This is a genomic window from Streptomyces sp. NPDC050546 (assembly GCF_044457425.1).
GTDB lineage: Bacteria > Actinomycetota > Actinomycetes > Streptomycetales > Streptomycetaceae > Streptomyces.
Genome location: NZ_JBITGX010000025.1, coordinates 1 through 13,107 on the forward strand (window position 1 = coordinate 1; position 13,107 = coordinate 13,107).

The 13,107-nt window shown below is 68.9% G+C and carries 10 protein-coding genes; 7 read left to right on the plus strand and 3 right to left on the minus strand.

The genetic code is table 11. From position 1 onward, the window contains the following. Positions 1-318 precede the first annotated feature (318 nt). Positions 319-1,458, minus strand: coding sequence for a PucR family transcriptional regulator (locus ACIBK5_RS39845; protein ID WP_399027766.1), 1,140 nt, complete (start codon positions 1,456-1,458; stop codon positions 319-321). 86 nt (positions 1,459-1,544) lie between these two features. On the opposite strand from ACIBK5_RS39845, the gene ACIBK5_RS39850 reads away from it, so the two are divergent. Together ACIBK5_RS39850 and ACIBK5_RS39855 are read left to right on the plus strand one after the other, a co-directional pair. Next, positions 1,545-2,600, plus strand: coding sequence for a ferredoxin reductase (locus tag ACIBK5_RS39850; protein WP_399027768.1), 1,056 nt, complete (start codon positions 1,545-1,547; stop codon positions 2,598-2,600). A 7-nt stretch (positions 2,601-2,607) separates the two neighbouring features. Beyond that, positions 2,608-3,726 carry a fatty acid desaturase family protein gene (locus ACIBK5_RS39855; RefSeq protein WP_399027770.1) on the plus strand — a complete coding sequence of 373 codons (1,119 nt, stop codon included), beginning with the start codon at positions 2,608-2,610 and terminating at the stop codon, positions 3,724-3,726. 158 nt (positions 3,727-3,884) lie between these two features. Here the strand turns inward: ACIBK5_RS39855 and ACIBK5_RS39860 are convergent, their stop codons facing one another. Then, positions 3,885-5,147, minus strand: a complete 1,263-nt coding sequence (locus tag ACIBK5_RS39860; RefSeq protein ID WP_399027958.1) for an MFS transporter — start codon at positions 5,145-5,147, stop codon at positions 3,885-3,887. A 131-nt stretch (positions 5,148-5,278) separates the two neighbouring features. On the opposite strand from ACIBK5_RS39860, the gene ACIBK5_RS39865 reads away from it, so the two are divergent. Together ACIBK5_RS39865 and ACIBK5_RS39870 are read left to right on the plus strand one after the other, a co-directional pair. Next, positions 5,279-6,655 carry a molybdopterin dinucleotide binding domain-containing protein gene (locus ACIBK5_RS39865; protein ID WP_399027772.1) on the plus strand — a complete coding sequence of 459 codons (1,377 nt, stop codon included), beginning with the start codon at positions 5,279-5,281 and terminating at the stop codon, positions 6,653-6,655. Between the two features lie 265 nt (positions 6,656-6,920). Further along, positions 6,921-7,616, plus strand: coding sequence for an LppX_LprAFG lipoprotein (locus tag ACIBK5_RS39870; RefSeq protein WP_399027774.1), 696 nt, complete (start codon positions 6,921-6,923; stop codon positions 7,614-7,616). Positions 7,617-7,942: 326 nt separating this feature from the next. Here ACIBK5_RS39870 and ACIBK5_RS39875 read toward each other — a convergent pair whose 3' ends face one another. Next, a complete protein-coding gene (locus ACIBK5_RS39875) occupies positions 7,943-8,554 on the minus strand; it encodes a TetR/AcrR family transcriptional regulator (protein ID WP_399027776.1) in 612 nt (203 codons plus the stop codon). Positions 8,555-8,845: 291 nt separating this feature from the next. Here ACIBK5_RS39875 and ACIBK5_RS39880 point away from each other — a divergent pair, with 291 nt between their 5' ends. From ACIBK5_RS39880 to ACIBK5_RS39890, 3 genes are all read left to right on the plus strand, one after another. Further along, a complete protein-coding gene (locus tag ACIBK5_RS39880; protein WP_399027777.1) occupies positions 8,846-9,064 on the plus strand; it encodes a hypothetical protein in 219 nt (72 codons plus the stop codon). Positions 9,065-9,178: 114 nt separating this feature from the next. Beyond that, positions 9,179-10,789: an alpha/beta hydrolase gene (locus ACIBK5_RS39885; protein ID WP_399027779.1), complete on the plus strand. Its 1,611-nt coding sequence runs from the start codon at positions 9,179-9,181 to the stop codon at positions 10,787-10,789. 1,150 nt (positions 10,790-11,939) lie between these two features. Continuing rightward, positions 11,940-13,076 (plus strand): molybdopterin-dependent oxidoreductase, encoded by a 1,137-nt coding sequence (locus ACIBK5_RS39890; protein ID WP_399027781.1) that lies wholly within the window; start codon positions 11,940-11,942, stop codon positions 13,074-13,076. Positions 13,077-13,107: the final 31 nt, after the last annotated feature.

Sequence of the window (13,107 nt, forward strand, 5' to 3'; positions counted from 1 at the left end):
GCAGCCGCCCGTCTCGGACCAGGCCCGCACCCGTCTCGTCGCAGGACGACTCGATGCCGAGCACGACCGGAGAACCCATCGCCCACCTCTCCTGCCCCCCATATGTTATTGCAAGTAGTGTGCAATAAAAGGCAGCAGATGGGTACCCGAGGGGCAGTCTCCTGAGCCCGGCCGTAGGTCAGTCGGTCGGGCCCGGTGGCGGCGCGACGGTTCCGTGACGACGTCAGCCGGTGCTGGGATCGAGGAGGCTGGACCAGCTCCTCGCACCACGATTCCTGGACCGCTCGGGGACGCGGTCGTGGACGGTCGAAGAACGCGTCAGCCGTCCCGAAGACCGACCGCCAGCGTCAGTTCGAGGACCCGGTGCGGCGACGCGAGGTCCGGAAACAGCTCCCGCAGCTGCGACATCCGGTACCGGACGGTCTGGGGATGGACGAACAGCGCCGCCGCCACCTCCTCCCGCCTGCCCTGGTGCAGCAGCCACGCCCGCAACGTCTCCTCCAGCCGACGCGCGGTCGCGTCGGGCAGGGCCCGCAACGGTGCGAGGGCTCGGGCACGCAGGTCCGCATACGCGTCCGCGTCGGCGCTCAGCACCAGCTCGGGCAGGTGGTCCTCGGTGTCGCGGATATCGGAGGAGAGGGAGCGCGCGCGTACGGCTCGTTCGTAGGAGGCGGACGCACGCGTCCATGGCCGGGCCGGGCCGACCACGGCGGTGCGGTCGGCCAGCTGCCTCAGCAGATGTGATCGGTCGGCATCGGGGACGAGCAGCACGCCCAGGGCGTCCGGCAGATCGTCGAGGACGAGGGTGCTCGGATCGAGCACACGATGGGCGGGCCGGGCCTGGGCGGCGGGCAGCAGGACCGCGGTCAGCGAAACCGGAGGCTGCCATCCGGCCCGTTGAACAGAGGCCAGCAGCACGTCCGGGCTCGCGCCGGTGAGGAGGTCGCGGGCCAGCTGTTCCAGGTGGCGCTCATGAACCCGGCCCCGGGCGGCCAGCTCGTCGGCGTGGCCCGCGGCGCTCGCGGCGGAGAGCTCGTCGATGTAGGCGAAGGTCAGCTCGGCGAACTTGGCGACCTCGGCGGCGGGCAGACCCGCGGGTACGGCACCCGCGGCCAGGCCTCGCCAGGCCACGCGGGCACCGACGCGGTAGGCGCTGAGCAGTGCGTCCATCGAACGGCCGTCACGCACCTCGCCACGGCCCAGCTCGTAAGCCGCGTCACCGGCGTCGCCGCCCGTGGCGTTCCCGCTCGCCACGTCCAGGTAGTGCCCCAGGGCGGTGCGGACGGCTCGGCGGATGGTGCCGCCCATGCGGCCCGACAGGGCGTTGGCGTAGGGAGGGACCTCGTCGATGATCGCCTGGACGACCTCGTCGGCGGTGGTCTTCAGTGCGGCCCGCAGCGCGGTGACCGTCGTCTCATCCAGGGCCAGCTCGGTGGCCCTCCGGATTACATGGCTCATATTTTGTTCCCTGCGAACAATTCAGCCGACCAGATTCACGTCTTACGGACAGGACTTTACGCCCTGAGGCGCATCAAGCTGGAGCCATGACGAGTGCAGCCCTCCGCAGCAGGGCGTGGAAACTACTGGAGATGGTCACGACGCCGCTGCTGCCGTCGGACTACCTCGACCTGGTCAGCCCGCTGCGCGCGGGCGCGGACCTGCGGGGGCGCATCGAGGCCGTGCACCCCGAGACACGTGACGCCGCGACCATCGTGATCAGGCCGGGACGGGGCTGGCGCGGCCACACGGCCGGGCAGTACGTGCGGATCGGGGTCGACGTCGACGGCGTGCGCCTGTGGCGTGCCTACTCGCTCACCTCGCCGACAGACCGCCAGGACGGCCGCGTCACGATCACCGTGAAGGCGATCCCGGACGGCAAGGTCAGCAACCACCTGGTCCGCAGGGCGAAACCGGGCACGCTGATCCAGCTCGACCAGGCGACCGGTGACTTCGTGCTGCCGAAGGCCAAGCCCGCCAAGGTGCTGTACCTGACGGCCGGCAGCGGCATCACGCCCGTGATGGGCATGCTGCGCGACACCGAGTTCGACGACGCCGTCATGGTCCACTCCGCGCCACAGCCGCACGACGTGATCTTCCGTGACGATCTGCACGACCTGGTCGCGGACAAGAAGCTGCGTCTCACCGAGCTGCACACCGACACGGACGGCATGCTCGACATCGCCCGTCTCGACGAACTCGTGCCCGACTGGGCCGAGCGCGAGACCTGGGCCTGCGGGCCCGCGGGCCTGCTCGACGCCGCCGAGAAGCACTGGAGCGAGCACGGCGTCCCGGAGCGTCTGCACACTGAACGCTTCCGCCCCACCGTCGTCGCCGCCGGCGACGGTGGCGAGGTCACGTTCAGCACCACCGGCAAGACCGTCGACGCGGACGGCGCCACGCCGTTGCTGGACGTCGGCGAGGAGGCCGGCGTGCTCATGCCGTCCGGCTGCCGCATGGGCATCTGCTTCGGCTGCGTCACTCCGCTGAAGGCGGGCGCCGTCCGCGACCTGCGCACCGGCGAGATCACCGAGGCCGGGCCGGGCGTCCTCATCCAGACCTGCGTGTCCGCCGCGGCGGGCCCCTGCGACATCGAACGGTAGGAACACCTTGACCGCCATCGACCCCACCGCCCACCTGACCGCGGAGCAGATCGAGGAGCTCGGCCGCGAGCTGGACGCGATCCGCGACGAGGTGATCGCGGACCGCGGCGAGAAGGACGCCGCCTACATCCGCAAGGTCATCTCGGCGCAGCGCAAGCTCGAACTGGTCAGCCGGGGCGTGCTGCTGTTCTCGTTCTTCCCGCCCGCGTGGATCCTCGGCACCGCCGGTCTGTCCGTGGCGAAGATCATGGACAACATGGAGATCGGCCACAACATCCTGCACGGCCAGTGGGACTGGATGCGGGACCCGAAGATCCACTCCACCACCTGGGAATGGGATCACGTCTCGCCGGCCGACCAGTGGAAGCACTCCCACAACGAGCTGCACCACACGTACACCAACGTGATCGGCAAGGACAACGACCTCGGCTACGGCATCATGCGCGTCGACGAGGACCAGAAGTGGCACCCGTTCCACCTCGGCCAGCCGCTGTGGAACTTCATCAACGCCTGCTTCTTCGAGTACGGCATCGCGGCGTACGACCTGGAACTCGGCAAGAACCTGCACAAGCGCCGCCGCAACAACCCGGAGTTCCGCGCGCGTGCCAAGGACGTGGGCCGCAAGATCCGCAAGCAGGTGCTGAAGGACTACGTGGTCCACCCGCTGCTGTCGGGCCCGTCGTTCCTCACCACGCTCGCCGCCACGTTCACCGCGAACCTGGTCCGCAACCTCTGGACCCACTCGGTGATCATGTGCGGTCACTTCCCCGAGGGCGTGCAGGTCTTCGAACGCCGGTCGATCAAGGGCGAGACGCGCGGCCAGTGGTACCTGCGCCAGATGATGGGCTCGGCGAACATCAGCGGCAGCAAGGCTATGCACTTCATGACCGGCAACCTGTCGCACCAGATCGAGCACCACCTGTTCCCGGACCTGCCGAGCAACCGGTACGCCGAGGTCGCGGTGAAGGTGCGCGCGCTGTTCGAGAAGTACGAGCTGGAGTACGTCACCGGGCCGCTGCCCAAGCAGGTGTTCTCCGCTTGGCGCAAGGTCTTCCGGCTCTCGCTGCCGAACAAGAAGCCCAAGGTCAAGACGCCGGACCGCGAGCAGGAGCTCGTCGCGGCCTGATTCCCGGCATGGGTTCAGATCATTCGGCTCATTCGGCAGTACGGGCGGCCCCGCCGGCTCCGGTGAGATCCGTTGGAAGGGCCCGAGTATGTCGCCGATCTCGGCCGTGCTGCCCGGACAGGACGACTACGCCGCCTTCCTGGCCGTGTGCTTGCGGATCACTGCCCGGGGCTCACCTGCCGCAGGCATCGGTCCGCCGGACCGGACCTGGCTTCTGCAACGAGGCGGAGCACGCGCTCCCGCTCATGGCGGCCCCAGGTCTCCTTGGTTGCCAGGATGCCGACGAGGCCGATGAGGGCCGCGCCGAGATAGAGCAGCGCCGCGCCCGGCCAACCGAAGGCGCCTACCAGGGCGGCGGCGAGCAGCGGCGCGAAGCCGCCGACAGCCGCGGCGATCTGGTAGCCGAGCGAAGCGCCCGAGGTGCGAGTGGCGGTGCGGAACTGCTCGGTGAGCAGAGAGCCCTGGGTCCCCGTGAGCGATGCGTGGATGAGACCGATGCCGATGATGAACACCGTCACCACCAGGGCGGGTTGGGCGGAGTTGGTGAGCAGATACATCGGGAAGGCGAAGAGGATCGCCGCCGTACAGCCCGCTATGTAGACGGGGCGGCGTCCGATGCGGTCGGTGAGGGCGCCGGCGAGGAAGGTGACCGCGATGGCGAGGACGCTGGCGGCGGTGATCGCGCCGAGGGCCAGGGGCCGGAGGTCGGGGTGGCGTTCGGTGATGTAGTTGAGCAGATAGGTGGCGGTGGAGTAGTAGGCGAAGGATTCCACGACGCGCAAGGCGATGACGCGCAGGATGGCGCGCCAATCGCCGGCCAGGGTCGCGAGGAGCGGGTTCTTCTCGGTCTTGCCGCCGGCCTGGGCCGCCTCGAACTCGGGGGACTCCGAGAGACGGGAACGTACGATCAGCGCGACGATCACCAGGACGGCGCTGAGCAGGAAGGGGGTCCTCCACTGCCAGCTGCCGCCGAGGGTGTCACTCCACGCGAACACGCCGCTGGCCAGAGCAATGCCCAGAGGGTTGCCGGACTGGGGGATCGCGGCGAACATGCCGCGGCGGTGCCAGGGCGCGTGCTCGTAGGCCATGGTGATCGCACCGCCCGATTCGGCACCGAACGCAAGGCCCTGAAGCATACGGAGGGCGACGAGCAGGATCGGTGCGAGCACTCCGACCTGTTCATAGGTCGGCAGCGCGCCGATGAGGAAGGTGGCGGCTCCCATGACGAGCATCGCCGTGACGAGGACGGGCTTGCGGCCGACCTTGTCGGCGAAGTAGCCGCCGATCGCCCCTCCGAGCGGGCGCATGACGAAGCCGACGGCGAGGGTGGCGAAGGAGAGCAGGGTCCCGACGAACCGGTCGCTCTCGGGGAAGAAGACCGCTCCTCCAGGAAGACCTCCTCGACCACACCTTCCTCGCAGCCCGCACCACCGGCGCCGACACGGTCCTCGACCACCTGAGGACCATCGACATCGCCCGGTGCGCCGAGGTCTCCGGGCTGGAGGAAGAACTGCTGCGCAGCACCGCGCGACGGATCGCCGCGGCCTCCAGCGTGTCGACGTACGAGGACCTGGGCGTCCAGCAGGGCCCCAACAGCACGCTCGTCTCCTATCTCAACAAGCTGATCTGGCTGCTGACCGGGAACTTCGCGAAGCCCGGCGCGATGCACCCGCACTCCTGGGTCGTCCCGCTCGCCCACTACGACACGAACCCGCGCCGCACACCGGTCACCGGTGCACGCATGCCAGGCGGCCTGGTGCCGTGCAACGTCATCGCCGAGGAGATCCTCACCGACCATCCCGACCGCTTCCGGGCGATGATCATCGAGTCGTCCAACCCGGCCCACTCACTGGCCGACTCCGCCGCCTTCAGCAAGGCACTGGCCGCCCTCGACCTGATCGTCGTCATCGACATCGCGCTGACCGAGACCGGCCGCCAAGCCGACTACGTCCTGCCGGCCGCCTCCCAGTTCGAGAAGTGGGAAGCCACCTTCTTCTCCGTCGAGTTCCCCCGCAACACCTTCCACCTGCGAGCCCCGCTCCTCGACCCGCTGCCCGGCACGCTGCCCGAACCCGAGATCCACGCCCGCCTCATCCGGGAACTCGGCGGCGCCCCGCGCGTCCCGCTGACGGTGCTGCGTACCGCGGCCCGCCTCGGCCGCACTCCCTTCAAACTGGCCTTCGCCGCCCTCGCCGCCCTCGACAAGAAACTCCTCGGGATGGCGCCCTACCTGCTCTACGAGACCCTGGGGCCGACCCTGCCAGGCAGCGCCCGCTCCGCCTCAGTGCTCTGGGCCCTCGCCCAGCGCATCGCCGCAAGCTACCCCGCCGCCATGCGCCGCGCCGGTCACACCGACGCCGACGCGCTCTTCGACGCCATGCTCACCCAGCGCTCCGGCGTCACCTTCACCCAGGACGAGCACGCCGACGCCTGGAACTACGTACCCCACCCCGGCCACCGCATCCCCCTGCCCATCCCCGAACTGCTCGACCTCGTCACCGCTTTGGACAGCACCCCGGCTCACCACACCACGCCCGAGTTCCCCATCGTCCTGGCCGCCGGACAGCGCCGCGCCTTCACCGCGAACACCATCTTCCGCGACACCACCTGGCGCAAACGGGACCCGCACGGCACCCTGCGGATCAGCCCGCATGACGCCGAGCGCTTGGGCCTCACCGACGGTGCCCCCGCCCGGATCACCACGGCGCGAGGAACAGCCGAGGCCACCGTGGAGATCGACGACCGCATGCAAGCCGGTCACGCCGCCCTGCCCAACGGATTCGGCCTCGACCTGCCCACCGGGGACGGCGGCACCGAGCGCACCGGCGTCGCCCTCAACACCCTCACCGACCTGCACTGGCGCGACCCCATCGCCGGCACCCCCTGGCACAAACACGTCCCGGCACGCATCGAGCCACTCCCGGCCTGACACTCCCACCTGTGGCTGTTCCGGTCCCGGTGTTTCCCGCGGAGTGGAGCTGCCGGGCGGCCGCCGGTGTGGTCTCGAAACTCTCGGGCCCTGTCACCGGTTTCGTGCGAAGATCTACAGGCCCTGTCGGGCTTCACCCTGCCGCAGTTGCGATTCTCGGAGAGTCATGCACCGCGCCCGTCTTGTATCCGCTGCTGTCCTTCTGCTGTGCACCGCCTGTTCCAGTGCTGCGGACGGTGACTCGAGGGAGAGTGCGGAGAAGGCTGTGGATCACGGGGCGGCCGTGCGCGCCGCGATCGAGAGGACGAGCGCGGACAGCGCCCGCGTGGACGAGAAGATCGAGCTGAGGTCCGCCGACAGCCCCACGACGTACGTGTTCGCCATCGCCGGGGCCTTCGACCTGGCTGGTGACAAGGGCCGGCTCACGGTGGAGTTCGAGGACAGCGGCATGGACCCCGTCGAGGAGGTCTTCGTCGGCGACACCGTCTATGTGCGCGGCTCGCGGGCGGTGGGCGAGGACAAGTGGGCCTCGGCCGTCCGGAGCGAGGCACTGACCCGCTACTTCCTGCGGGCGCCGCTGAACGACCCCGAGCATCTGCTGCGCCAGGTGAAGGCGATGCGGCAGGTGTCGAACGAGGGCAAGGAGAAGGTGAACGGCGCCCCTGCGGTGCACTACAGGGGCACGATCGACCACGCCACCGCGACGCTCCGGATGACGGCGGAGACGAAGCGAGGGCTGAACGACCTGCGCGAGAAGCTGGGCGACGACATGCCCGTCTACGCGGATGTGTGGGTCGACGGGAAGGGGCGCGCCGTCCGGGTCCGGCTGTCCTGCTTCGGCGGTGTGAAGGCCATGACGACGTTGACGCTGTCGGACTTCGGTACGCCGGTGAAGGCCAAGGCGCCGTCGGCCGAGCAGGTCGTCCCCGTGACAGCGGGCGAGGATGTCCTGCTGGCCTGAGCGGGGGCGGACCTGGCACGGGCCCCCGGGAGACGTCAGACCAAGGGGCGGCGACGGGGAGGACGCCGACGACAAGCTCAGTCTTCCTGGGGCAGGTGCGGAGCGACGCCCCCTGTCCTGCCGGCGAGATCCAGGGAGGGGCGTCGTACGTCAGTCGAAGCCGCGGAGCGACGTGAGGGCGTACCCGAGCAGGACGAGGCAGGAGCTGCCGACAGCGAGCGAACTGCAACTGGAGTACTAGTACAGGCGTTGGCGGTGGACTCGCTGATTCGCTGTGCTCTCGCGCCCCTAACCGTCGGGTGGAACCGGTGCAGAGGGGGGGCGGTTCACGGTCCAGTCGGCCCGGCGGGTGGTGCGGGGCCAGTGGAGAGGACGTGGTCGACGGCGGCGTTGAGGGTCTCGATCTCGGCGACGAGGACGGATTCGCGGGTGGGCAGGGCGCGTTCGACCGAGAGTCCGTTGAGGACGGTGAGAAGGAACCTGACCTTGCGGGTGTGGTCTCCCGGGGGCAGTGCGCCTTCCTCGGCGAGCACGGCCAGCCAGTGCTCGACCAGACGCTCCGCCTCCCGCTCATGGGCGAGGTACGCGGCGCGTACCTGTTCGGTCGGCTCGGGTTCGATGAAGGTCAGATAGATCGTGCCCCATGCGGTCCGCGCGTCCTCGTTGGTGCCGAGCGGTGCGAGAACCTGCCGTAGACAGTTCAGCAGCCGTTCGCGGGGCGGCAGTGTCCGGTCCCGGATCGGGTCGCCGGGCAGCAGGTCCTCGTAGATCCGCGCCAGCAAGCTGTCCAGCAGGGCGCGCTGGGTGGGGAAGTGGAACCTCAGCGAGCCAGTGCTCACTCCCGCACGCGCGGCGACCGCGCGCACGCTCAGCTTCGCGGTCATGTCCTCGGCGATCATCTCCGCAGCGGCCTGGAGGATCTTCTCGCGTGTTTCCATGCTCCGCTCTCCCTCACTTCTCCCAGCCCACTGTACTAGCACGCTGTACTGGTACGGTGTGCTAGCGTTCTTCTAACACGCTGTACTAGTGATGCCGCGGCTGATGTCCGCAGGAGGGGCGGAGCATGGCCTGGAAGCAGTGGGCGCCATCGAAGCGCCTCAGGAGACGGCAGGGAACTGCAGCGGTTCCGCTGGTGGCGGCTCCCCCCTGCACTCCCTGTTCTGGCTACGGCTTCTCGGCGTCGGCGGGCACGCCCGCGTGCACGCCGCCGGGCGATCAGCATCGGATCGGTGTTGCTGCTTGTCATCGGTGTGGGCCTGAACCTGTTGCAGCTCGCTGAACCGGTCTCTCACATTCCTCCCGTCGCGCATCGGGTCGGATCGTTCGAGTCGCCGATACACCTGCCGATCTGGCTGAACCTCGCACTGGGGTGCGGGGCCGTTCTGGCGAGGATGGAGCGCGCGCTCCGCCTGCGGTACTCCTCTCTGCTCGACGCGGCCGGTCACTGACACCCCTCGAAGCGAGGAGGCACGACCACGTCAGCCCTCTTCGGCTGGCTTCTTGCGCGACCGGCACGGCCCGGTCGCATCGAATGACACGAGTCCGACGAAAGGAAGATCATCATGATCCAGCCGAGGTCAAGGCCCGCCGCCCGGTACGGGGTGGCGTTCGCCGCAGCCCTCATGGCCCTGACCGGGTGTTCGCCCGGCACCTCGGGGGCGCGCGGCATATCCGCGGCGGGCGCATCGGCCTCCGTCCCGTCCCTGGATCCGCCCGCCTGGAGCACGTGCGGGAAGAACCTCGAATGCGCCACGATCAAGGTGCCGCAGGAGTACACCGAGCCTGACGGCGCGCAGATCCCGCTCGCGGTCATGCGGCACCGGGCCACTGATCCCGACCAGCGCATCGGCAGCCTGATCTTCAACCCGGGCGGACCCGGGGTTCCCGCCACCGAGACACTGCGTAATCTGCCCAAGACAGCAGGCACTCCGGGCGCCTTCTCGCCTACGGTGCTCGCCAGATTCGACATCATCGCGATGGACCCACGCGGCGTCGGCGGATCGCACGCCGTTCGCTGCCTGACCGACAAGCAGCGAGCCGACGCCGCCGGCACCGCGTTCGACCCGGCCGTCCCCGGGGGCAAACCCCTGCCGCGGCTGCTGGCCGATGCCGCCGTGTTCACCGACGGCTGCGTCAAACACCAGAGCAAGAAGTTCCTGGCCAGCCTGTCCACCGACAACGTGGCCCGCGACATCGACCAGGTCCGCTCCGCGCTCGGCGAGGACAAGATCACGTACTACGGCCTGTCCTACGGCACCGTGGTCGGACCGATGTACGCCACCCTGTTCCCTCACCGCGTCCGCCAGATGGTGCTCGACGCGCCCGTCGACACCAACCTGTGGTTCGGCAACTCCCTCCCCTTCCAGAACGACGTCGCCGTGGCAAGCGAACGGACACTCAACGCCTGGTTCGAGACCTGCCGCAAGGAAGGGGTCGCAGTGTGCCCGTTCGGCGCGGGAGACCCGCAGGAAGCGTTCGACACACTGATCGCCACACTGGAAGCGAAACCGCTGAAGATCGCACCCGCCAAGGGCGTCACCCCGGGCGGTGAACTCGACGGCGCCATGGCCCTCGAGGCCACCCGAGCCCTGGCCGGCGACCAGAACGCCTGGCCGTTGCTGACCTCGGCGCTGCTGGCCGCGCAAGACGGCAACGGCGCGCCCCTGCACACCCTGTGGAGCAGCGTCACGGTATCCCCCTTCCCTGTCCCCACCGCGATGTTCGAAGCCCACACCGCGGTTCGCTGCGCCGACTGGCAGACCCCGGCCGGCGTCGCCGCGCACAAAGCCGCAGCCACCAAAGCTGTGACCGAGGCCAAGCGGATCGGAACCCGAGCCGCCTACTCCGCCCTGAACTGCGCTCGGTGGCCCGCGCCGAACAAGGACCGCGTCACCAAGCCGCTCACGGGCGCCGGTACGCCGCCGGCACTGGTGGTGGCAGGCCGGCTGGACCCCGTCACCCCCCACCACTGGGCCGAGAACATGACCCGAACCCTGGACTCTGCGGTCCTGCTCACGCGTGAAGGAGTCGGACACGGCTCCTACGGCACCAACTCGTGCATCGACAGCGCAGTTGACACCGCCCTCATCCACGGCACCCTCCCCGCCGACGGCACCGTATGTAAGACAGACACGCCAGCCACCACCCGCCCCCTCGTCGCCGCGAACCGTTGAGTCACAGCCGCTCCTCACCCGCGTACGCGTACCCATGGCATGACCGTTGAGCGTGCAGAAAGACACGCTCGCGGGCTTCGTGACATGCAAGGCAACGGCTGGGACGGCAAGTTCGGGGCAACGCGGCGATCCCGCTGCTGCTGCAAGGAAAAGGACACACCCAACCGAACTGCGTACCTCATCGCGCGGACTGGCCCAACAGAGGATCTACTCCTCAAGCATGCGCCCCCTACAGCGTGAGCACCCCGGAGGCCGGTCACACCAGCGCTTTGACCTGGTACTTCAAGTTGGCGGAGGCTCAGCGGCGCTCGCCACACTTCACGCGGTGCCCTGTCCAGCTCCGTGAGTACCAATGGAAGCGCCGTCATCTTCCGTTCGTTCTCGTACCCATCCGGCACAGGAAAGTTAGCTGCGGCAGACGAGGGTACGCTCTGACCTGCATCGAAAGGGCACCATCGCACGGTTCAGCAATCTTCGACGTCGCAGCCTCGGCTGCCCCACCGAGTCCCGTGTCCAGGAAGGAAGCAACGGAGAACATGGGCCGGGATGAACATCCGAGTGAACGAGCGCTCCCGTAGCTTCTCCTCCATGCCCGGCTGTCCGTACTGGCGCGGGTAGTTGCGGTAGGGCTGGCGGGGGGTGGGGGAGCGGTGGGTTTGGAGGCCATGTGCGCCACTTCCTGGTGTGGGGTGGGGACGGGTGGGGGTTCGCACACGGCAGGAATCCGCAGGTCAGAGGCACATGTGGTGGGCCTGCAAAGTTCGGGGGCCGGGTGTGCGTGTCTCCCCCATGTCGGTGCTTCGAGGGCCGTACTGAGGGCTTGATCAGCAGCAGATGCGGCGGTGTCCGGGTTGCGTCATTCGATGTGTTTCGGCGCCGCCGTGCTGACTCCTGTGCTGACTTGGTGCTGACTGTGCTGCGTTGAACTCCGCCATCTGGGGCTGATCGGAGAGAGGTTGGAACAGCCTGCCGCTCCCACTGGGGCAGCGAGCCGAGTGCCGTGCCTCGTCCGGCGGAGTAGTCCTCGCGGGAACAGTACGTGGGGGGTCATCATCCGTTCGCGAGCAATCGCGTGCTCCGCGTAGCGGCGTCTGTGTTCCGTAAGAGTTCAAATGTTCCGTTGCGGCCGGGCGCCGAGTGGGATGAAGGCATGAAACTCAGTGTCTCTCCACCGGTGTTCAAGGGCGGACTGCATGATGCCCGTACGGCGACCTCGATCGGCCGCTGGCTGGGCCCGGCGTTCGCCGTGTGCTTCGTCACTGGGCTGGTCAGCCACTTCATGCAACATCCACCGGGCTGGTTGGCCGATCACATCCCGAGCCGCCCGACTTGGGGTTACCGGCTCACTCAAGGCCTGCACGTTGCTTCCGGTATCGCGGCGATCCCGCTGCTGCTGGCGAAGCTGTGGACCGTGTACCCGCGGTTGTTCGAGTGGCCGCCGGTGCGGTCGGTCAAGCATGCTCTGGAGCGGCTCTCGGTCGCGGTGCTGGTGGCCGGTGCCGTGTTCGAGCTGGCAACCGGGCTGCTGAACACCGCCCAGTGGTACCCGTGGCCGTTCTCCTTCGTGCCCGTGCACTACGCGGTGGCGTGGCTGGTCGTCGGGGCGCTGGTGCTGCACATCGCGGTCAAGATGCCTGAGATCAAGGCGCATTGGACCCGTCGGTCGCCCGGGACGCTCGTCCTTCCCGCGCAGGACGGCCCTGACCGTCGCTCGCTGTTGGCGGCGGTGGGCGCGGCCGTCGGGGCCGTAACGCTCACCACTGTGGGCCAGTCGTTCACTCCGCTGAAGGACTTCCTCCTGTTCGCACCCCGGCACCCGGACCGGGGCCCGCATGGGCTGCCCGTCAACCGGACCGCCGCTGCGGCCGGGGTCGGCCGGATCGCCGCCGAGGAGTACCGCCTGACAGTGGCCGGGCCGCGGCCGTACAGTCTGGCCCTGAAGGACCTGCGTGGTCTGCCCCAGCATGAGGCAGAGCTGCCGATCGCCTGCGTGGAGGGCTGGAGCAAGTCGGCGTACTGGACCGGCGTACGGGTCGTGGATCTGCTGGAGCGGGCGGGGGCGCCGGCGCATGCGCGGGTACGCGTGGTGTCGTTGCAGCTGAGGGGCGGCTACCGGGTGTCCGAGCTGGGGCATGAGCACGCCCGTGACCCGCTGACCCTGCTGGCTCTGCGCCTGAACGGAGAGGAACTCGATCCCGACCACGGCTACCCGGTGCGCCTGATCGCTCCCAACAGGCCGGGCGTGCTGCAGACCAAGTGGGTCGGCCGGCTGGAGGTGCTGGTGTGAAGGCGGTGCGTGTGACGGCCGGGGCGGCCGG